Raw genomic sequence first — 19,390 nt, 5'->3', positions numbered from 1 at the left:
ACACCGGCCGACGATGGTGGCGTTTTCCGATCCTGGAGGTGTGCCGTGGCCGTGGCAGTGCAGGCCGTCGAATCCGTACTCAGTGTCCGCAGGCGGTGGACAGTCCTGGCGATCTGCGCCCTGAGCCTGTTCCTGGTCGGGCTGGACACCACGATCCTCAACGTGGGCCTGCCCGCCGTCGGGCACGGCCTCGGGGTGGGGACCAGGGAGCTGGAGTGGATCGTCGACGCGTACACGGTGGTCGTCGCGAGTCTGCTCATCACCTCGGGGGCGCTGGCCGACCGGTTCGGGCGGCGCCGGGTCTTCCAGTGCGGGCTGGTCGTGTTCGGGCTGGCGTCGCTGGTGTGCGCCGCCGCACCGTCGCTGGGGGTCCTGGTCGCGGCCCGCGCCGTCCAGGGGATCGGCGCGTCGATGCTGAGCCCGGTGGCGCTGGCGATCGTGGTCAACGTCATGCCGGACCCGAAGGAGCGGGCGCAGGCGATCGGGGTCTGGGCGGCGGTGTTCGGGCTCAGCATGGCCGCGGGCCCGGTCACCGGCGGTGCGCTCGTCGCCGCGTACGGCTGGCGCGCGGTGTTCTGGATCAACCTGCCCGTGATCGCGGCGGCGCTGGTGCTGAGCGCCGTCTTCGTGCCGGAGTCGCGCTCGCCCCGCATCCGCCGCCTCGACCTCCCGGGCCAGGTGCTGCTCACCGTCGCGGTGTCGACCGCCGTCGCGGTCCTCATCGAGGGCCCGCACCTGGGCTGGACGTCGCCGCTGCTGCTGGCCGGATACCTGGTCGCCGCGGCGGCCGTGGCGGGGTTCGCCGCGGTGGAGCGCCGCCGCCGTGAGCCGCTGATGGACCTCGCCCTGTTCCGGCGGGCGCCGTTCACCACGGCGGTGCTGGGCGCGGTCGCCCTGTTCGTCGCGCTCAGCGCCTGCCTGCTGCTGAACACCCTCTACCTCCAGCACACGCGCGGCTGGTCGCCGCTGGCCGCGGGCAGCGCCACCCTGCCGATGGCGCTCGCGGTGATCGTGTGCGCGCCGCTGTCGGGACGGCTCGTCGGCCGGTTCGGGGCCCGGCCGCCGCTGCTGCTGGCCGCCGGATTCGTGACCGCGGGCGGTCTGCTGCTGGTCGGCCTGCGCACCGACACTCCCGTGCCGCTGCTGCTGGCCGCGTACCTGCTGATCGGGATCGGGTTCGGGTTCGCCAACGCACCCATCACGAACACGGCGGTGAACGGGCTGCCGCCCGAGCGGGCCGGTGTGGCCGGGGCGGTGACCTCCACGGCCCGCCAGCTCGGTTCGGCGTTCGGCATCGCGCTGGCGGGCAGCCTCGTGGCCGGAGCGGCTCCGGCCGAGCTGGCCCGAGCCTCCCGGCCGGGCTGGCTGCTGGTCGCGGGCTGCGGGGTGTTCCTGTTCGCGGTCGCGCAGGCCGCGGCCCGCCCGGCGTCCGGCGTCCGGGTCGCCGCGACGGCGGCCCCCACCCGCTGACCATCCGGACCGGCCACGGTCCCCACCCTCGGCGAGTTGCCGGGCAATCGGGCGATGCAGGCCGTCGACCTGCCCGAATGCCCGGCAACTTGGCTGATCTTGAAAGCGGGGGGCGGGTGCGGGGAGCACCTTTCACAGACCTTGCAGCGGCGGCGGGACGCCTTGTCGGTGTCGGGGCAGGACAGTAGCGTCGCCAGCACAAACCCTCGCCAGCCGCCTTCGTGGAGCACCGGGAACCGGTGGTCGCACGGCGATTCGGCGTGCCCGGAACTCGACAGACATTGGGGAGAAACGTGGAGGCGAAGCTGTTCGCGTCCCTGGCCTGCGCGCGCACCCGGCAGCCCGGCGTCGGCCGGTTCGACCTGGTCAACGGCGCGTATGTGCTGATCGGGACCTCGCGCCAGCGGCCCGGCAGCGCCGCGCCGATGCAGGCCGACGGGTTGTCCTACGGCGACATCACCATCGGCGACAGGTATTCCGGCTGCCCCGGCTGCGGTGCGGACTCGTTCGCGCAGTGCGGCCAGTGCAAGCGGCTGGCCTGCTGCAACAGCGGCGACCGCGCGTTCCGGTGCCCGTCGTGCGGTGCGGGCGGCCAGCTGGAACCCGGGGCGATCAGGCTCGACGGCATCACCGCGACATGAGCGGCACGTTCACCGTGGCGGGACGGCACGGGTCGTACACCGTGCAGGCCGCGGAGTTCGCCAGCGGGGGTGCGGCGTCACTGCACGCCACGTCGGTGCCGCACCTGGTCTACAAGCGCTACCGCGCCCCCGACAAGGCGCCCAGACTCGCCACCCTCAACCGGCTGGTCGCCTTCGGGCGCGAGGCCGCCGCCACCTGGACGCCGGCGCGGCCGCCGACGGCGGTCCCCGCGATGATCAATTGGCCGGTGGACGTCGCGGTCGGTTCCGGCGGCGTGATCACGGGGGTGGTGCTGCCGCGCATCCCGGCGGTGTTCCAGCTCCCGTCGGGCAAGCCGCGCAGCCTCGACCACCTGTTCCTGGTGCGCACCGACCCGCCGCCGGCCACGACGCGGGTCGGGGTGCTGTTCCGGCTGGCCGAGGTGCTCGCGCTGCTGGACGCCAACGCGCTCGTCCACGGCGACATCAGCTCCAAGAACCTGGTGTGGGCGCACCCGGACGGCGGCCAGCCGGTGATCTATCTGATCGACTGCGACGGCCTGGCCGACCGCCACCCGCCGCCGACGTCGGGCTACTTCACCCCGGGGTGGATCGATCCGCGCCTGTCCGACCGCATGATCAAGGCGCACGACCACTACAGCGACCGGTACGCCCTGGCCCTGGCCGTGTACCGGGCGCTGCTGCTGGTCCCCGGCGACCTGAGCACCCGCAAGACCTCCGCCGGGCGCTGGCCCCGACCGGCCGCGATACCGCCGCAGCTGCCGCCGCATCTGGCGACCATGCTGTACGCGGCCCTCAACGATCCGCTGGACGCCACCCTGCGTCCCGAACCGGCCGCCTGGCAGCAGGCACTGCTGCGCATCTTCAACCCGCAGGCCCTGCGCGACCTGGACGTCTACATCGGACGCCAGGACAAGATCCATGCCTACCAGCGGGAACTCGCCGAAACCAGGGCGCGCCAGCGGCGTGCCGGCTGACCCATCGCCCACACAGAGAGGCAACACCCGTGGAACAGCAGTCCGAGAGATTCACCATCTTCCCCTTCCTGCTCGCCTTCGACGTCAGCTACTCGATGGCGGGCGGCCCGGTCGAGGCGCTGGAGGAGTGCCTGCCCGCGCTGCGCCAGCTCATCATCGACGACCCGACGGTCGGCGAGATCGCCCGGATCGGCATGGGCACCTTCTCCGACGACTGGCGCACCCTGGTGCCCATCAGCGACCTGGCCGCCGTCGACATCCCGAAGCTGGCCGTCGAGGGCGGCACCGACTTCGGGGCCGCGCTGCGCGGCATCAAGAACGCCCTGGAGGAGGGCCTGGCCAGCCTGCCCAAGGGCACGCCGGTCTACCGCCCGGTGGTGTTCTTCATGAGCGACGGCGGGCACGACCCGAACCTGCCCGACTTCGACGCCGACCTGCGCGCCCTGCGGGCCTGGAAGTACGCCCCCGAGATCGTCACGTTCGGGTTCGGCGACGACGTCGACGAGACGGCGCTGGGCCGGCTGGCCAACCGGTTCGCCTTCGTGGCGAAGAACAAGAACCCGGTCTCGGCCGTACACGAGATCCGCCGCGCCATCGTCGGCAGCATCCTGGTCACCTCGCAGAGCGCGCTGGACCCGACCAAGCAGGAGGGGCTGCACATCCAGACCGGCGACGGGTTCACGCCGCTGCCCGTCTTCGAGCTGTGACGGGCAGCGCGATGTTGGAGCTGTCCACCGACGCGCCCGTGATCGGCAGGGTGCAGCCGCCCGGGTCCGGGCAGGTGTCGGCAGGCGGGGTCCTGCGGACGCCCAGCGTGGCGCTCGACGGCCTGGTGGCGGGCCGGTACCAGGTGGCGGGTGCCTCCGTGGTGGGGCGCAGCCACCTGGTCGCCGGGTCCTGCCGCCAGGACGCGTACGCGTTCGGGCTCGGTGAGGACGGGCGGCTGCACGTCGCCGTCGCCGACGGGCTGGGCAGCCGCCCCACCTCGCAGGTGGGGGCCGCGCTGTTCTGCCAGGCGGTGATGCGCCAGGCGCTGCACGGCCCGCAGACGACCGACCCGCGGCGCCTGATCGAGGTGGCCGCCGCCCGCACCGCCGAGCAGGGCCTGGCCGCGTACGGCCTGGCCGAGCGGGACCTGCGCTGCACCGTCGTCGTCGCGATCTTCGCCGACGACGGGGTGACGGTGGCCCGCGTCGGCGACACGTCCGCGTTCACGCTGCACGGCGGCGAATTCGGCGAGGTGTTCGACTACGACGACACCGAGGCGGTCAACTCGGTCAGCGCGAGCGTGCCCGGCCACCGGCCGGACGCGGTCGAGCTGGTGCGGCTGGGCCGTCCGCAGGTCGTGGTGCTCGCGACCGACGGGGTGGCGATGGACCTGCGCAACTCGGCCGGGTTGCGCGGCTGGCTGGCCGAGCGGTGGGCGGTCCCGGTGGGGCCGTACGCGATGGGCGACTCGCTGCGATACCGGCGGCAGGGGTCGTTCGACGACCTCACGGCGGTGGTCGTGTGGTGTCCGACGCCGGAGCCGCAGCCGGAGCAGGCGGCGGAGCAGACGGCGGAGCAGACGGCCGCGGTGCCCGCCGCCGGGCCGGGTCCTGACCTGGGTGGCGACGTGGCCGATCCCGGCTGGAACGACAGCATCTGGGACGTCGGCCGTCCCGGGCCGGTCGAGGACACCGGCCCGGCCGAGGCCGACGGGGAACCCGGTCCGGGGGAGTCGCAGCCCTCCGGCGGCGCCGGGGCCGAGCAGCGGTGAGGGTCTGGACGGCCGGGCGAGCCTGCGTGATCTGCGGACGGCCGCTGGGCCGCAGCTGGCGGGTCAGCCTGCTCTCCCGGCCGTTCTGCCTCATCCATGTCGGCGAGCCCGGCTGCCGGATCTGCGCCGAACCCTGCGTGACGGAGCGGCTGTGCCGCCCCTGCGGGGCCACGGCGGTCACCACGCAGGCCGACGTCGACCGGGAGGTGCCCGGGATCAGGCGGGTGCTGACCGAGATGGGCGTGGTGCTGCGCACCCCCGTGCCCGCCCGCCTCGTGCCTGGGTCCTACCTGGACCGGGACTTCCAGGGGGCCGGTTTCAAGGTGCACGGCTACACGCGCAGCCGCGGCGGCGAGGTCGTCGGCATCACCATCCTGTCCGGCCTGGCGCAGGTCGAGTTCGGGGCCGTGGTCGCGCACGAGGTGATGCACGCCTGGCTCATCCAGCACGGCTTCCCCGACGCGCCCGATCCGCTGGTCGAGGGCCTGTGCGAGCTGGTCGCCTACGGCTGGCTCGGCCGCCGCGCCGATCCGCGGGCCGCGCTGCTGCGCGACGGCATGCACCGCCGCGCCGACGCCGTGTACGGCGAAGGCTTCCGCCAGGCGTACACCGCGGCGCAGCGCCACGGCGTGCCGGGGGTGCTGGAGGCGGTCCGCGCGACCGGCCGGCTGCCGTGAACCGGCCCGGCGCCACCGGTCGCGCTCACGCGCGGCAGGAGGCGCCGGGCCGGCCGGTCACATGTGCGGCAGGTAGGCGTCGAGGTCACGGCCGGAGCGCAGGTGGCTCTCGTACGCCTCCAGCCAGATCCGGCCCTTGAGCAGCACCAGGTAGACGGTGTTCTGCGGGACCCACAGGTTCGGGCGGTAGTGGCAGATCTTGGTGCAGCCGTCGCGGGTGCCCAGCGTGTGCATGGAGGCGCTGGCCTCGTCCATCTTCCGCCCCTTGCGGTCGCGCAGCGGGGCGGGGCTGGCCACCACCATGTCCGGGCAGGTCGACGGGAACGTCGGCGGGACGTACACGCGAAGCGAGTAGTCGCGCCCGGAGTTGGTGCGCAGCACCCCCTCGACGTACGCGCGGGCGGGGTCGGGGGCGTTGTACCACCGCATCGTCGGGAAGTAGTTCCCGACGATGTTGATCTCCCAGCTAAGCCGCTGCGCCTGCGCCGCCGTCCAGGCCATCGGGCACCTCCCCGCCGCCGTCGTCGGAGTGCGCGGGCTGCAACTCCCGCTGCTGTTCGCGCTGCCCCGAGGTGATCGACTCCATCGCCGCCTCGAACAGCCGGTCGGCGTCGGGCCGCGGCAGGTCCAGCTCGACGTCCACGCCCCCGGCGCACAACCGGACCGCCCCGTGCGGGAAGTCGGTCGGGAAGGTCAGCTCCCCGCTCAGGCTCCCGGCGGCGAACTGGTACTGCAACCGCGAGTCCAACGTCATCACCAGCTTGCAGCTGGCGAAGTCCTGCCGGATCAGCTCGTCGAACCGGCGCAGGAACTGGGTTCCCCAGGAGCTGGTGTGCCAGCCGGTCGGCACCGCACGGCTGGCGCCGCCGCCCGCCTGCCCGGCGACCCGGTCGGCCCGGTCTACGTGCCACGTCGCGCTCGGCTGCCGCCGCCGGGGCAGGATCCGCTCGGTACGGGCCGAGGCGGCCATCGGGCTCTCCCCGGGCAGCACCACGAACTTGCCCTCGGGGAACTCCCTGCGGCCGTTCTCGAACAGGTAGGCCCGCAGCGTCACCACCGGCCGCCCGCCCCGGTAGGTCCGGTCGTCGCCGGAGCGGATGTTGGCGATGCAGACCAGGAACCGCCGGAAGCGGTTGGCCTCCAGGGTCCGGTACACCGTCGCGGCGTCGCCGCCGCTGGGCTGGGTCAGCCCCATCTGGTGGTGGGAGTGCCAGTCGCCGATGTGCTGGAGCCCGTGCTGGCGCTGTAGCGCCCGGCCGCGTTCACCCAGGTAGTCGACGTCCTGGAAGAACGCCGCCTGGTCGTGCCGGGCACGCGGCCCCGGGCCCAGCGTCAGCTGTACGGCCGGGGAGCCGCTGTGCGTCCAGAAGCCGAACAGGTCGCCGCCCGTCTCGCGCTCGGGGTAGTCGAGCACCCAGTTCGCGATGTCGTCCAGGTCGGACTCGTAGACCATCACGCGGAACGTGTCGCCCGCCTGGGAACGGAGGCCCATCGGCTCCTCCTCCTGGCCTCGGTAGGAGTTTCTCCTGGCCATGGCTCACCCCGCCAGCAGGATCGGGTTGACGGCGGTGCCGGCGCCGGGCAGCGAGCACACGGCGCAGTCGGCCTGGCGCTGGACGGGCGCGCCGTACCAGCGCAGCACCGCCGGGGTGTTGAACGCGTGGCCCATCACGGGCCAGCCCGAGTACACGCCCTCGCGCCGGTTGGCCCACAGGTAGAAGTCGGCGCCGAGGTCCTCGTCCAGGCTGGTCAGCTCGCCGCGGGTGCCCCGCGACAGCTCCACCAGGGCCAGCTTGACCATCATGTTCGACACCGGTGCGATGTCGGAGGCCAGGCCGACCATGACGGTCGCCTCCAGGTCCGCCTCGTCGACGTAGGCGGGCGCGTCGGCGCGGGCGTCCTCGATGGTGGCGTACTCCCGGGGGCGGGAGGCCAGGAAGCGCTCGGTGTAGACGCAGGCCAGGCAGGGCCCGGCCGACGGCCGTACCCGCAGCACCTCGCCGCCGCTGGCGCGCGACAGCACCCGCCCGAACAGCGTCGTCACGTCGAGTTCCAGCGCGACCTGGTTGAGCACGAACCGGCTGCGGTCGCTGTCGGTCGCCGCGATGATCAGGTCGACGCCCGCCAGCGCCTCGGTGAGCCGGGAGGTGTCGGTCAGCACGTCGACGTCGACGGTGCTCAGCTGGATGTCGGGGTTCTTGCCCACGAGCAGGTCGGCCACGGCGGCGGTCTTGCGCCGCCCGAGGTCGCCGATGCCGCAGGCGTGCCGGGCGACGTTGGCGACCTCGATCCGGTCCCGGTCGGCCAGCACCATCCGCCCGACGCCCGCCTGGGCCAGCGCCAGGGCGATCGACGAGCCGCCGCTGCCCAGCCCGACGACCGCCACCGACCTGCCCGCCAGGGCGTCGGTGGCGAGCAGGCCCTGGTTGCGGCTGTAGATCTCGGTCCGGACCGGCACGAAGTGCACCGCCGCCTCGACCGGGCCCGACGCCAGCACGACCGATCCGGTCGCCTCGACCTTGCCGTCCACGAAGGACAGGTCGATGGCGATCGGCACCTGCTCCGACGGCTGCGTCGGCGGGTGGCCGGCGCCGTCGGCCAGCCGGACCGTGGCCCGGCACGGGGTGCCGGAGAAGTGGGTGCGCGGCTTGGCGGTGTACACGTGGAAGACGTCGTCGCCGTCCAGCCGCATGCCGAGGGCGTCGGCGGCCAGGTCGGCGCGCCCGGCGGCGTCGAACTGCTGGAACAGGTCGTTGACCTGCTCCTGGTACAGGTAGATCCGGGGTGTCGGCGTGCTCATCGGAAGTATCCCGTCGCGGCCGCGTCGGTGGCGACGATGTCGTCGGGGTGGGGCTGGCTGGTGACCCGGAGCTGACCCGTACGCGGGTCGAAGACGAGCTCCTGGCTCGACCGGCCTTCGGTCATGTTGCGCAGGTTCTGTTCGATCTTGTCCGGCCTGGTGCTGTCGGTCATGGACACTGTCCTTCCTTGAAGCGCTGCGGGCCGGCGGATCGCGCAGCCCGGGGACCGTCCGCAGCCAGCCTGCGGCACGGCGAACCGAAGATCCTTAAGCGAACCTTGCAACCGCAGGTGGACACGCTGCCGCCGCGGCCGGGGCCCGGCCGCGGCGGCGGGTGCGGATCACGCCGACGGGCTCGGGCTCGGCGTCGGCGACGACTCGGCCGGGGGGACCGGGGAGGTGTCGTAGAAGTTGACCGGGGTGATCCGGCCCGGGTCGCCGCCCGTCCGGGCCGTGTTCGCGGCGGCGTAGCTTCCCGCGATGGCCAGGCCCAGCGCCGCGGTGATCGCGATCTTGCGCAACTGGTGCTTCATGATGTCTCCCTTCGCTGCCCGGCGGGGTGCCGAGCCGGCGCTGGGACCATGAGACCGGGTTGGTAAGGGCTCTGAGCAGCCCAAAAGGTCATGGGGAAGTCACGTGTGACTTCCCCATGACCTCTCGCGTCAGCCGACAGCCGGCAGCCGTTCACCGAGCCGTGGCTCGCGGTGCTCGAGCAACCAGAACAGGTATCCGCGCAGGTAGTCCTCCAGCCCGCCGTCCAGGTAAGCGGCGTAGGCTTGCAGGGCGTCCGGCTCGTTGTCGCTGGCCCGGTCGGCCAGTTCGGCGGCGATCCAGGTGCGGACGAACCCGCGGTCGGCCCACCATGCCCGGACCGATTCGGGAGTCCAGCGCTGGTCGCCGTCCCAGGCGTAGCCCCCGGCGGGTTCGCCGCCAGCGATCTCGATCAGCGCCGCGACCTCACGGGGGTTGGCGGGCTGGCGGAAGACGCATTCGTGGTTCAGGTCGCTGAGCAGCACGTGTTCAGGCAGGTAGTACGGGCCGTTCAAGCCGTCGTCGGTGACGCCGGCATAGAACGGGCCGGGGACGTTGAGTCTGCTGCGGTCCTCCCAGCGTCCGTCGCCCACGGTGCGCGTCTGCGGCCCGTACCTCGACCGCAGCACCTCCCGGGCGGTCGGCAGCGGGTCCCAGTACGCCAGCTCGTCCCAAGGCCCTTCTCCCGGATGGGCCGAAGCCCACGCCCGGAACTGCTTCTTCGCACGCTCGAGGCCGGCGGTCCAGTCGTTCCGGCTGTCCTCGTTCCCCTGGTGCTCTGCCACGGCGGACAGCCTCTCACCGTCGGCGGTCGGCGATCACGCCCGGGTGCTGTCAGCTACTGCCGATGACGAGGGTTGATGGTGAGGTCGCCGCCCACCACCGAGTAGACCGTGCCGCCGTCAGCCGCGTAGTTGTACACCGTCGCCCCGGGAACGGCTTCAGGATCGGCTGCCGGCTTGGCGGCCTGGGCGCTCCCGGCTTTGTCCGACGCGGCAGGCGGCTGCTCGGCCGCCTTGGCTTCCAGAGCCGCGGCGTGCAGCGCCGCCGCCGCGACCAGCGTCGCCGCGACGGCGTCGTCGGTGCTGAACGTGATCGCGACCGGCTGTACCAGGCGTTCCCAGCGCGGCACCGCGGCCCCGTCGGCCATCGCCTTCCAGTGCTTGCTGAAGTCGGTCGCGCTGGCATAGGTCTGCTTGGCGGCCTTCAGCCCGCCTACCGCGTGCTGCCAGCGCGGGTTGGCGATCTCGTCCATGATGCCCGCGTGCACCCGCTCCACCGGCCGGTCGGCGGTGATCGCCTTCAGGAACGCGGCCAGCTTGCGGATCGGGTCCACGGAGGACTGCTGCCCGGTCATCCCTCGGCCTTTCCCGCACCCGGCATCGCGTGGTAGTGCACGCTGCCGTGCTGCACGCCGATGGCCGTGCCGCCGTCGGTGGCGATGTTGAACTGGACGACAGCCCCCGGCGCGGCGTCGACGACGCCGAGCCGGTCGACCAGCTCACGCGCCTCCGGCTCCAGCTCCGGCCTGGCCTTGAGCAGGTCCGCGACCCGTACGTGCCACGACGGCGCCAGCTTGCGGCGCGTGCGCGCCCGCTCCTCCTGCTCGTCCTTGCGCGACAGCGCCCGGATGTCGGCGGCCAGCAGCGCCTGGACCGCCCCGAGCTCCTGCTCGTCGTGCCCGGCCAGCAGCCGGGCCAGGCGGTCGCCTTCGCGCGCCCACAGCGGCGTGTCCATGACCTCCACGATCGTGTCACCGAGTCGCTCGGCGAGTTCCGGCTGCTCCGACATCAATCGCCCACCTCTCCAGAGTCCTGCGTGCCGTCCGGGTCCGCGGCCCGCAGCGCGGCCAGCCGGGGCGGCACCGGCATGCCCAGCCGCCCGTGCAGCGACAGCGCCGCCGCGAGGTGCACATCGACCACCATGCCCTCGCCGCCGATGGCGTGGTACGCCAGCGCGAGCCCCGCATGGGCGCGGGCCTGCTCGCGGACCTCCCCGCTGGCCTCGGCGTGGCTCAGCGCGTCGGTGTGGCGGGACCGGGCGTGGTCCAGGTGGCCCCCGTCGAGCAGCGCCTCGCCCAGGTTGTTCAGGGCCTCGGTCTCGTTGGTGCGGTTGCCGATCTCGCGGAACGCCGTCAGCGCCTTCTCGTGCGTCTCGACCGCGGCGTGGTACTGGCCGCGCAGGCGGTGCACGGCGCCGAGGTTGGCCAGCGCGGTGGCCTCGCCGAGCCGGTCGCCGATCCGGCGGAACACGTCCAGGGCCCGGCTGTGCAGGTATTCGGCCTCGGCGAGGTCGCCGCGCCGCTGGTGCACCCCGGCCATGCCGCCCCACGCGCGGGCCGGCGCGTCCGGGGTGCGCAGGTCCTCGCACAGCTGCGCCGCCTGCTCGTAGTGGCGCATCGCCTGGTCCAGCTCGTCCAGCGACTCGTGGACGGCACCGATGTTGGTCAGCGTCCGGGCCGCGCCCAGCCGGTCTCCGGCGGCGGTGAACAGCTCGTACGCGCGCTGCTGCTGGGCCAGGCCGTCGCGGGCCGAGCCGCTGCGCCAGCTGATGCGCCCCAGCGAACCCAGCGCGCGGGCCATGCCGCCGGGCTCCGCCAGGGCGGTGAACCGGGCCAGCGCGTCGTCCAGCAGCTCCCGGGCCGCGCCGTGGTCGGCCTGCCGCAGCCGCAGGGCGCCCAGGTTCGCCAGGGCGTCGGCCTCGCCGAGGGCGTCGCCGAGCACGGCCGCCGCCGCGGCGGCGTCGGTGGTGAGCCGGGTGGCGTCATCCAGCCAGCCGCCGTGGTCGAGGTAGCGGAACAGCACGGACGCCAGGTGGACCAGGTGCGCGGGATGCCCGTGCCCGCCCGCGTACAGGGTCGCGGCGACCAGTGCGGTGCGCTCGGTGTGCAGCCACCGCGACGCGGCGGCCACGTCGTCCAGCGTCGGCAGGTCCGGGCCGGGCACCGGCAGCGCCGCGACCGCGCGGGCACGGCGGCCGCGCTCGTCGGGTGCGAGGGCGTCCATCGCCGTGCACGCCGCGGCCAGGTAGAAGTCCAGCAGCGCGGTGAGCGCCGCGGCGCGGTCGGCGGCGGGCACGGTGCGTTCCAGCAGGCGCCGGGCGTAGTGGGCGATCAGGTCGTGCACGGCGAACCGGTCGTCGACCAGCGCCCGCACCAGGTGCGCCCGTGCCAGCTCCTGGAGCAGCCGGTGCGCCTCGGCCTCGGCCAGCCCGGCCAGCGCCGCGGCGGCGTGCACGCCGATCCCGGTCCGGGGGTGCAGGCTGAGCAGGCAGAACAGGCGAGCCGCCGCCGGGTCCAGGGCGTCGTACGACCAGCGGAACACCTCGCCGATCGCGGTGGCCGCGTCCGCGTCGGCGTCGAGTGCCTCGACCCGGCCGGCGCCGTCGGCGAGCTGCCCGGCCAGGTCCGCGAGCGACTCGTGCGGCCGGGTCGCGATCCGGGCACCGGCCAGGCAGACCGCGAGCGGGAAGCCGCCGCAGGCCAGCGCGATCGCCTCGACGGCCGGGTCCTGCCGCTGCTCGCGGGTGAGGAACGAGCCGAGCAGCTCCTGGGCGGCCTCGTGCCGCAGCAGGCCCAGCACCAGGGTGCTCGCCCGCAGCCGGGCCAGCACGCCGAGCCGGTCCCGGCTGGTGATCACGACCAGCGACCCCGGGGTGGTCGGCAGCAGGTCGGTCGCGTGGTGCCCAGCCCCGACATTGTCCAGCAGCACCAGCACGGGGCGGCGCTGAAGCAGGTTGCGGTAGAGGGCGCGCTTGGTCGCGGGGTCGGTCGGCAGGCGGGCGGGCTGGACCCCGAGCGCGATCAGGAACTCGTCGAGGACCTCGCCGACGCCGCGCGGGCCGCCGGGCCCGTACGCGCCGAGGTCGGCCTGGAGGCAGCCGCCCGGGAACCGGGCTTTCACCTGGTGCGCCCACTGCACCGCGAGCGCGGTCTTGCCCACTCCGGGCGGCCCGAGGATGCCGACGACCCGGACGTGGGTGGCGCCGCCGGGGGTCTTGGCGCCGCCGAGCTCGTCGAGCCGACGCAGTTCGGTCTGCCGTCCCACCAGCGGGGCGCCGGGCGGGTCGAGGGTGTTGGCGGGCGCGGGCGGGACGTACGGCGCCGCCCCGAGCAGCAGGCTGGGATCCTGCTTGAGCATGCGTACGTGCAGGGTCTGCAGCGTCGGCGCGGGCAGCCGCCCCTCGTGCTCGTCCAGGTGCTTGGTCAGGTCGCGGAAGCAGGCCAGCGCCTCGCCCACGGCACCGCTGCGGTACAGGGCGAGCATCTGGTGCTCGACCAGCCGTTCGTTGGCCGGATACTCCGCCAGCAGCCGGTGCAGCTCCGGCAGCAGCTCGGCGTGCAGGCCCGCGTTGAGCCAGGCGCGGTTGCGGGCCAGGCAGGCCTCGAACCACTCGTCGTGCAGCCCCTTGCCGACCAGGCCGAGCCAGGCGCTCTCGGTGCCCGTGAACGGCTGCCCGCGCCACAGCGCCACCGCCGTGTCCAGCAGGGGACGGGCCGCCTGCTCGTGCTGGGCGGCCTGGCGGACCAGGTGGCGCAGCAGGTGCACGTCGACCTGGAGCGGCGGCACCGGCACGCGGTAGCCGTCGGGGGTCCTGGCCACGTCGACGTTGAGCTGGTTGCGGATGCGGGAGGCGTACACGTGCAGCCGGGCGTGTTCGAGGCTGGCGTCGCCCCATACCCGGGAGGCGAGTTCGTCCAGGCGGACCGCGCTGCCCGCGCTCAGCAGCAGCACCGCCAGCACGTCCTGGAGTTTGGCCGGGCCGCAGTCGGCCTCGGCCTCGCCGGTCCGCACCCGCATCGGCCCGAGCAGCCGGAAAGTCGGTTCCTCGAAGGTGAACACGCCCACCATCGTGGGCCGGGGCGGGCACCTGGCTCAATGTCCGGACGGCTCGCCTTGACCGTCGCATGAGGAAAACACGACGCCGGGCGCCGTTCGGGCGAACCCGGCCGGGTTACCGGGCGTGCCCTGCGGTCATAGACTCCGGCACACCGACCGGTCCGCCGAGGCGAGGAGGCTGGTGTGGACGCCGACGCCGACATGTTCGTCCAGCTCGACCTGCCCGGCGGCGGGACGGTCGTCTCGTTCCAGGGCACCGACGCCTTCTTCTACCTGTACGACGTCACGGGCCGCTACATCCTGACCGCGCCCGCCGATCCCGAGGCCACGCAGGCCGCGACGGGTGCCGTCGGCGCGCTGGCGGGCTGGCTCGACACGGCTCCGGCGCGGCCGTCCATGGCCGCGCTCATCGGGCCGTCCGGCCCGGCGCGCGCCGCGGCGATCGCCCGCTTCACGGCCGCCTGCCTCGCGCGCGGATGGCAGCTCGGCCAGGTCGCGCGCCGCCAGGACAAGACCAACACCCCCATCGGGTACGAGCCGACGCCCGGCCGCCCGCTGTGCCTGCTCGCCGAGGCCGACCGGTGGAGCCGCCGGCAGGTGCTGGAGCTGCCCCGCCTCGTCGACGCCCCCGGCGTTCCGGCCAGGATCCTCGTCGCCATCGGCGAACCGCAGTGGCACGACCTGGCGTACCAGCTGGCCAAGAGCGGCATCCACCGCGGTCCCGCCGTGCGCACCGGCCCCGGCGCGGACCCGCCGTGACCGTGCACCTCCAGGTCAACGTCCCGGGCCGGGGCCGGATCTTCGCGGTGCAGGACGGCGACGCCCACGTCTTCCGGTACGACGGCGAGCCGTGCTTCCGGGTCGAGCCGTTCGCCCGGCACCGCACCGAACTGGCCGAACAGTCGCCGTCCTGGCTGCTCAGTGCGCATAACGAGGTCGTCGCGTTCCAGGGCCGCGCCGCCGACCTCGCCCAGCTTGCCCGCTGGCGCGACGCCCCGGGCGCCGCCCGGGTCCGGCTGCTGCACGCCGTCGGCGGCCAGGGCAAGACCCGCCTGGCCATGCGCTTCGCGGAACTGTCGCGCCGGCGCGGCTGGACCGTGCTGACCGTCCACCACCACGGCGAAGCCGCCGCGGGCGTCCTCGCCGACCAGGCGGTCGCGGTCGGCGGCACCGGGCTGCTGCTGGTCGTCGACTACGCCGACCGGTGGCCCGCGACGGACCTGGCCGCCATGGTCCGGGCGCACCTCGGCGCGGCCAGGCTGCCGGTACGGCTGCTGCTGCTGGCCCGCTCGCACACGGGCTGGTGGGAGTCGATCGCCCCCCGGCTGCCCGACGGCGTCGCGGTCGACACCGCCCCGGTGGCGGCACTGTCCCGGTCTCCGGCGGAGCGGGAGCGGCTGTTCGCCGCGGCGTGGCGCGCGTTCGCCCGGATCCGCGCCCCCGGCCTGGCGCCGCCGCCCGCACCCGTACCGGCCTGCCCCGGTGACGGCTACGACCAGGTGCTCGCGATCCATGTGGCCGCGCTGGCCGGGGTCGAGGCGGCGCGGCGCGGGGAGGCGCCGCCGTCGGCCGACGACCAGGCCGGGCTCGTCGCGTACCTGCTGCACCGCGAGCGCGACCAGTGGCTGTCCTACTACGAGGGCCACGGCGGGTTCGATCAGGACCGCGCGGCGGCCGCCGCCGACCGGCTGGGCCGGGTCGTGTTCACGGCCACCCTGACCGGGGCGCGCCCGCCGGAGGAGGCCGCGCGGGTGCTGGCCGCGGCCGGTGTCGGCGGTGACGGCGCGGCGGCGCTGCTGCGCGACCACCGGCGGTGCTACCCGCCCGGGGCCGCCGGGACCGTGCTGGAGCCGCTGACCCCTGACCGGCTCGGCGAGGACTTCATCGCGCTCCAGCTGCCCGGGCACCGGCTGGCGGCCGACGTGTACGGCGCCGATCCGTGGACCGCCGGCGTGCCGTCCGCGCTGCTGCCCGTGGGTGACGATCCGCTGGTCGCGGGGTTCGTGCAGCGGGCTGTGGCGACGCTGACCGCCGCCGCGCAGCGCTGGGAGCACGTGCGCACCACCCAGCTGTACCCGCTGCTGGCCCGCGCGCCCCGGTACGCGCTGCTGGGCGGCGACGCCGTGCTGTCGGCGATCGCCGCGCTGCCCGACGTCGGCCCGGACCTGCTGGACCGGATCGAGGCGAGCTTCCCGGGCCACCTGGTCGGCGTGGACGTGGGCCTGGCCGCGGTGATGGACCGCCTGGCGCGGCAGCGCCTGGCCGCTGAGCCAGGTCCGCTGGAACGGGCGGTGCTGCTGGAACGCCGCGCCCAGCGGCTGGCCGTACTCGGCCGCGCGGACGAGGCCGCCGCCGACGCCGTACGCTGCGTCGAGCTGTACGAGCAGGCCGGGCCGTCCGGCGCCGACCGGCGCGAGGACCTGTACTACGCCCGCTCGCTCGCCGCCACGGCACTGCAGCAGGCGGGCCGGTCGGCCGAGGCGCTGGCGATGCGGCGGGGCCTGCTGGCCCTGCTCACCGAACCCGCCGCGCCCCGCCTGCGCCGCCACGCCGCCCGGCTCGCCGACCTGCACCACGACCTGTCCCTGGCCGCCGCGCGGCTCGGGCACCGGGACGAGGCGCTGGCGCATGCCGCCGCAGCGGTGCGCGCCCTGCGCGCCGACCCGGCCGGCTCGGCCGTCCGGCAGGCGGCGCTGTCCGCCGCGCTGCGCCACCACGCGTGGCTGCTGGGCGGCGGCCCGGCCGAGCGGCAGCCCGGGACCGGCCCGGTCGGCTCCGGCGGGATCGGCATGGTGCACCATGCCTTCCGGCGGCTGCGCCGGTCGGGTGCGGGTGCCCCGAAAGGTTGATTCGTAGCAGGTCGAGCTGGGTCTGTAGGGCCGCTGGAGCCGTTCTGGAGCGGCTACCGCGAGTCTTGGCGCAGCCCCGTCCCGACCGAGGGATCCGGCTGGGGCCGATCGAAAGGAGTCGCCATGATTGAAGTGCGCTCAGGCCTGCGGCGCGGCCTGGCCCGAGTCGGCGTGGTCGGCGTGGCCGTCACCGCCGCCGTCGGCCTCATGGCCACCGCGGCGCTCGCGGCGACCGGCACCGTCCACACCGACAGCGGTGCGGCGGTCAACGTCCGCTCGGCCCCGAACACGAGTTCGTCCGTGGTGGGTTCGGTCGCCAGCGGCGCGAACGTCACCATCAGCTGCCAGACCTACGGTGAGACCGTCACCGGCAAGTACGGCACGAGCAACATCTGGGACAAGATCTCCAGCGGGTACATCTCGGACACGTACGTCTACACCGGGTCCGACGACCTCGTGGCGCCGCTGTGCGGCAGCGGGACGAACTGCTCGACCAGCGGCCTGGGCGACCCCCGCAGCTGCTCGCAGGCGGTCACCTGGGCGATCAACCACAAGACCACCAGCTACGTCGCCGACTACTACAACCGGTGCGACCACATCATGGGCCTGGCCTACGGGTGGTCGGCCAGCGGCTCGACGACCGCCTACAACCACTGGCTGGCGGTGCCGTCGGCGTACAAGCACGCGGGTGACACCACCGTGCCCGCCGGTGGTCTGGCCTTCTTCTCCGGTGGCGCGGGCCACGTCATGATCTCGATCGGCAACGGCAAGTTCCTGTCGAACGACATCCACGGCAACGGCACCTTCACCGAGACGACGATCGCCGAGATCAAGAGCAAGTGGGGCAAGCCGTACCTCGGCTGGACCCAGCCCTGGTTCCAGATCAACCACTGACCACGGCTCAGCCGTCCGGAGCGCCCGGCCCGCCCGCGAGGGAGGACCGGGCGCTCACGCGTGGTCGCCGCCCCACTCGACCTGGTCGCCGGCGCTCTCGTCCTCGCCGCCGGGGATGGCCAGGGCGATGAGGAAGAAGAGCAGATACCAGGCGTAGCCGACGGTGTGGAACAGCGCGGTCGAGGCGTCCACGCCCGACATCCGGCACACCTGCATGATGGCCAGCAGCAGGAGCGCACCGCCCAGGCCCAGCGCGGCGGCGAGCAGTCCCGAGCCGGCCCCGGAGCGGAGCCGGTCCAGGTACCACAGCGGCGTGTACACGGCCATGCTGGTGAACAGGAACGGCAGGCGCATCACGAAGCCGTGCCACTTCGTGAACATGCTGACCACCGCCCAGAGGGCGCCGAGCACGAAGCCGAACGGCACGAAGATCGCCACGGCGACCAGGATCGCGCTGATCACCGCGCCGCCGAGCAGCCGCTCCGCGACGGCGTCCAGCAGGAACTTGGCCGCGACCAGGCTGAGGATCGCGAACGTGACCGTCGCGTACGTGCTGTTCCAGTACGACCAGGTGCAGCAGGCGCCGTATCCGGCGACGAGGACCCAGGCCGACACCGTCCGCCCCGTCACGCCGGCACCGCCGCTGCGTGACCGCATGCTGACTGCATGACGTCATGTTAGGTCTGACCAGGCGCGCTGTACGGTCAATGATTGTCCCTTCACGACGGTCGCGGTATGGCCGATCGGCGGTCGCGCGCCGCCGCACGGGACAGAACACGAATCGGATCCGTGCTAATCTGGCAACTCAAATGTCGAAATGGCTCGATGGGTTGCGGCGGATCACCGGCAGCGCCCACTCCGCCGGCGGGCCCATACGTGCCATATCTCCACGGGGAGTACGCATGAGAACACGCCGCTTCGCGACCGCGATCACCCTGGCGGTCGTCACCGCCGTCGGCTCCTTCGCCTCACCGGCCTTCGCCGGCGGCTACTTCCAGACGCAGACGAACCTCAACCTGCGCAACTGCCAGTGGCTCAACAACTCGCAGTGCTCGGTCATCCTGACCATCCCGAACGGCGCCACGGTCTACCTGAACTGCTGGGCCTACGGTTCGTCGGTCAACGGCAACACCATCTGGTACAACGCCTTCTACAACAACGAGAACGGCATGCTCGCGGGCGACTACGTCAACACGGGCCACGACCCGAACCCGTCGGTCGGGCAGTGCTTCTGATCCCGGCGCCCGCCATCGGCTGACCCGGACGGGCGCCGATCAACTCGCCTCCTCGCCGGCCAGGTCGCGCGCTCGCGCCGCCTGGTCGGCGTCAAGCCCGGACAGCCCGGTACGCCGGTGCTGCTCGGCCTGGTCGGCGATCCAGCGCATGTGTGCCTCCCATGCGGCCTGGCGGCTCATGCCGAGCGCCGTGCCGATCTGCGCCCAGGACGCCCCGCGTCGGCTCCGCAGGGCGGGATCCGGCACCGGCCTCAGGCTGGCGGGTGCCGTACTCGCCGGGTCAGCTGCCGAGGAACGCGGTGACGGCGCGGCGGAGGTCGGGGTGGATGTCTTCGCCGGGTAGTTTCGTCGCCCGCAGCACCTCGGCCAGCCGATCGCGATGGCCGGCCGCGCCGTGCCACGCCGCGTCGGGAAGCCGGACGACGGCGAAGAGCAGGTCGCCGGGATAGTGGTCGCCTTCGGCGAGCGGGTCGCCCGTCAGCACGTCCACGGCCGGCGGTAGCAGGATCGGCACCGCGGCCCGCTGGCCGAGCATGATCCGGAAATCCTCGGTGGTGAACGCGGACAGCGGCTTTCGTCGAAGCGCCAGGCAGCGCCGGACCAGGGCGGTGGCCTCCGGGCCCGGGTCCGGCTCGCGAACGCCCTCGATCTGTTCGATCGTGGCGGAGGTGCGGTGATCCACGGTGAGCAGTGTCGCGCACGCGGGATGGCAGCCGCAG

General features: G+C 73.7%; 22 protein-coding genes. 10 read left to right on the top strand and 12 right to left on the bottom strand.

Annotation, left to right across the window (positions count from 1 at the left end):
- The first annotated feature begins 51 nt into the window (after positions 1-51).
- The 6 genes from Cs7R123_RS24395 (at position 52) to Cs7R123_RS24370 (ending at position 5,524) form a co-directional block, all read left to right on the top strand.
- Positions 52-1,470 carry an MFS transporter gene (locus Cs7R123_RS24395; protein WP_280517331.1) on the top strand — a complete coding sequence of 473 codons (1,419 nt, stop codon included), beginning with the start codon at positions 52-54 and terminating at the stop codon, positions 1,468-1,470.
- A 293-nt stretch (positions 1,471-1,763) separates the two neighbouring features.
- Positions 1,764-2,111, top strand: coding sequence for a hypothetical protein (locus tag Cs7R123_RS24390; protein WP_212830046.1), 348 nt, complete (start codon positions 1,764-1,766; stop codon positions 2,109-2,111).
- Positions 2,108-3,088 (top strand): hypothetical protein, encoded by a 981-nt coding sequence (locus Cs7R123_RS24385; protein WP_212830045.1) that lies wholly within the window; start codon positions 2,108-2,110, stop codon positions 3,086-3,088. Before Cs7R123_RS24390 ends, Cs7R123_RS24385 begins: the two co-directional genes overlap by 4 nt.
- A 29-nt stretch (positions 3,089-3,117) precedes the next feature.
- Complete coding sequence (locus Cs7R123_RS24380) at positions 3,118-3,795, top strand: VWA domain-containing protein (protein WP_212830044.1); 678 nt, start codon at positions 3,118-3,120, stop codon at positions 3,793-3,795.
- 11 nt (positions 3,796-3,806) lie between these two features.
- Complete coding sequence (locus Cs7R123_RS24375) at positions 3,807-4,847, top strand: protein phosphatase 2C domain-containing protein (RefSeq protein WP_212830043.1); 1,041 nt, start codon at positions 3,807-3,809, stop codon at positions 4,845-4,847.
- A complete protein-coding gene (locus Cs7R123_RS24370) occupies positions 4,844-5,524 on the top strand; it encodes a protein DA1 (protein ID WP_212830042.1) in 681 nt (226 codons plus the stop codon). The genes Cs7R123_RS24375 and Cs7R123_RS24370 overlap by 4 nt, the downstream gene beginning before the upstream one ends.
- Positions 5,525-5,581: 57 nt before the next feature.
- On the opposite strand, the gene Cs7R123_RS24365 is transcribed toward Cs7R123_RS24370, so the two are convergent.
- The 9 genes from Cs7R123_RS24365 to Cs7R123_RS24325 form a co-directional block, all read right to left on the bottom strand.
- Positions 5,582-6,025, bottom strand: a complete 444-nt coding sequence (locus Cs7R123_RS24365; protein WP_212830041.1) for a hypothetical protein — start codon at positions 6,023-6,025, stop codon at positions 5,582-5,584.
- On the bottom strand, positions 5,991-7,016 hold the full coding sequence (locus Cs7R123_RS24360; RefSeq protein ID WP_212830040.1) for a Mov34/MPN/PAD-1 family protein: 1,026 nt from the start codon (positions 7,014-7,016) through the stop codon (positions 5,991-5,993). The genes Cs7R123_RS24365 and Cs7R123_RS24360 overlap by 35 nt, the downstream gene beginning before the upstream one ends.
- A 45-nt stretch (positions 7,017-7,061) precedes the next feature.
- Positions 7,062-8,324, bottom strand: a complete 1,263-nt coding sequence (locus tag Cs7R123_RS24355) for a ThiF family adenylyltransferase (RefSeq protein ID WP_212830039.1) — start codon at positions 8,322-8,324, stop codon at positions 7,062-7,064.
- Complete coding sequence (locus Cs7R123_RS24350) at positions 8,321-8,497, bottom strand: hypothetical protein (protein ID WP_212830038.1); 177 nt, start codon at positions 8,495-8,497, stop codon at positions 8,321-8,323. Before Cs7R123_RS24350 ends, Cs7R123_RS24355 begins: the two co-directional genes overlap by 4 nt.
- Positions 8,498-8,665: 168 nt before the next feature.
- Entirely contained in the window at positions 8,666-8,857 is a 192-nt protein-coding gene (locus tag Cs7R123_RS24345) for a hypothetical protein (protein ID WP_212830037.1), read from the bottom strand.
- Between the two features lie 129 nt (positions 8,858-8,986).
- Positions 8,987-9,640 (bottom strand): hypothetical protein, encoded by a 654-nt coding sequence (locus Cs7R123_RS24340; protein WP_212830036.1) that lies wholly within the window; start codon positions 9,638-9,640, stop codon positions 8,987-8,989.
- Between the two features lie 53 nt (positions 9,641-9,693).
- Complete coding sequence (locus Cs7R123_RS24335) at positions 9,694-10,212, bottom strand: hypothetical protein (protein ID WP_212830035.1); 519 nt, start codon at positions 10,210-10,212, stop codon at positions 9,694-9,696.
- Positions 10,209-10,646, bottom strand: coding sequence for a hypothetical protein (locus tag Cs7R123_RS24330; RefSeq protein ID WP_212830034.1), 438 nt, complete (start codon positions 10,644-10,646; stop codon positions 10,209-10,211). The genes Cs7R123_RS24335 and Cs7R123_RS24330 overlap by 4 nt, the downstream gene beginning before the upstream one ends.
- Positions 10,646-13,696, bottom strand: coding sequence for an AfsR/SARP family transcriptional regulator (locus Cs7R123_RS24325; protein WP_212830033.1), 3,051 nt, complete (start codon positions 13,694-13,696; stop codon positions 10,646-10,648). The genes Cs7R123_RS24330 and Cs7R123_RS24325 overlap by 1 nt, the downstream gene beginning before the upstream one ends.
- Positions 13,697-13,876: 180 nt before the next feature.
- Here Cs7R123_RS24325 and Cs7R123_RS24320 point away from each other — a divergent pair, with 180 nt between their 5' ends.
- The 3 genes from Cs7R123_RS24320 to Cs7R123_RS24310 all read left to right on the top strand — a co-directional run bounded on the left by Cs7R123_RS24320 (position 13,877) and on the right by Cs7R123_RS24310 (position 17,436).
- On the top strand, positions 13,877-14,452 hold the full coding sequence (locus Cs7R123_RS24320) for a hypothetical protein (protein WP_212830032.1): 576 nt from the start codon (positions 13,877-13,879) through the stop codon (positions 14,450-14,452).
- Positions 14,449-16,542, top strand: coding sequence for a hypothetical protein (locus Cs7R123_RS24315; RefSeq protein ID WP_212830031.1), 2,094 nt, complete (start codon positions 14,449-14,451; stop codon positions 16,540-16,542). Before Cs7R123_RS24320 ends, Cs7R123_RS24315 begins: the two co-directional genes overlap by 4 nt.
- A gap of 123 nt (positions 16,543-16,665) precedes the next feature.
- Entirely contained in the window at positions 16,666-17,436 is a 771-nt protein-coding gene (locus Cs7R123_RS24310) for an SH3 domain-containing protein (RefSeq protein ID WP_212830030.1), read from the top strand.
- Between the two features lie 54 nt (positions 17,437-17,490).
- Here Cs7R123_RS24310 and Cs7R123_RS24305 read toward each other — a convergent pair whose 3' ends face one another.
- Positions 17,491-18,093 carry a hypothetical protein gene (locus Cs7R123_RS24305; protein WP_212830029.1) on the bottom strand — a complete coding sequence of 201 codons (603 nt, stop codon included), beginning with the start codon at positions 18,091-18,093 and terminating at the stop codon, positions 17,491-17,493.
- A 245-nt stretch (positions 18,094-18,338) separates the two neighbouring features.
- Between Cs7R123_RS24305 and Cs7R123_RS24300 the strand changes: the two genes are divergently transcribed.
- Positions 18,339-18,671 carry a hypothetical protein gene (locus Cs7R123_RS24300; RefSeq protein WP_212830028.1) on the top strand — a complete coding sequence of 111 codons (333 nt, stop codon included), beginning with the start codon at positions 18,339-18,341 and terminating at the stop codon, positions 18,669-18,671.
- A gap of 39 nt (positions 18,672-18,710) precedes the next feature.
- On the opposite strand, the gene Cs7R123_RS24295 is transcribed toward Cs7R123_RS24300, so the two are convergent.
- Positions 18,711-18,917 (bottom strand): hypothetical protein, encoded by a 207-nt coding sequence (locus tag Cs7R123_RS24295; RefSeq protein ID WP_212830027.1) that lies wholly within the window; start codon positions 18,915-18,917, stop codon positions 18,711-18,713.
- Between the two features lie 34 nt (positions 18,918-18,951).
- Positions 18,952-19,353 carry a contact-dependent growth inhibition system immunity protein gene (locus Cs7R123_RS24290; RefSeq protein ID WP_212830026.1) on the bottom strand — a complete coding sequence of 134 codons (402 nt, stop codon included), beginning with the start codon at positions 19,351-19,353 and terminating at the stop codon, positions 18,952-18,954.
- Between the last annotated feature and the right edge of the window lie 37 nt (positions 19,354-19,390).

It is taken from the genome of Catellatospora sp. TT07R-123, assembly GCF_018327705.1.
GTDB lineage: Bacteria > Actinomycetota > Actinomycetes > Mycobacteriales > Micromonosporaceae > Catellatospora.
The sequence above is the reverse complement of the archived record's forward strand: the minus strand, read 5'-3'. Positions and strand labels throughout refer to the sequence as shown.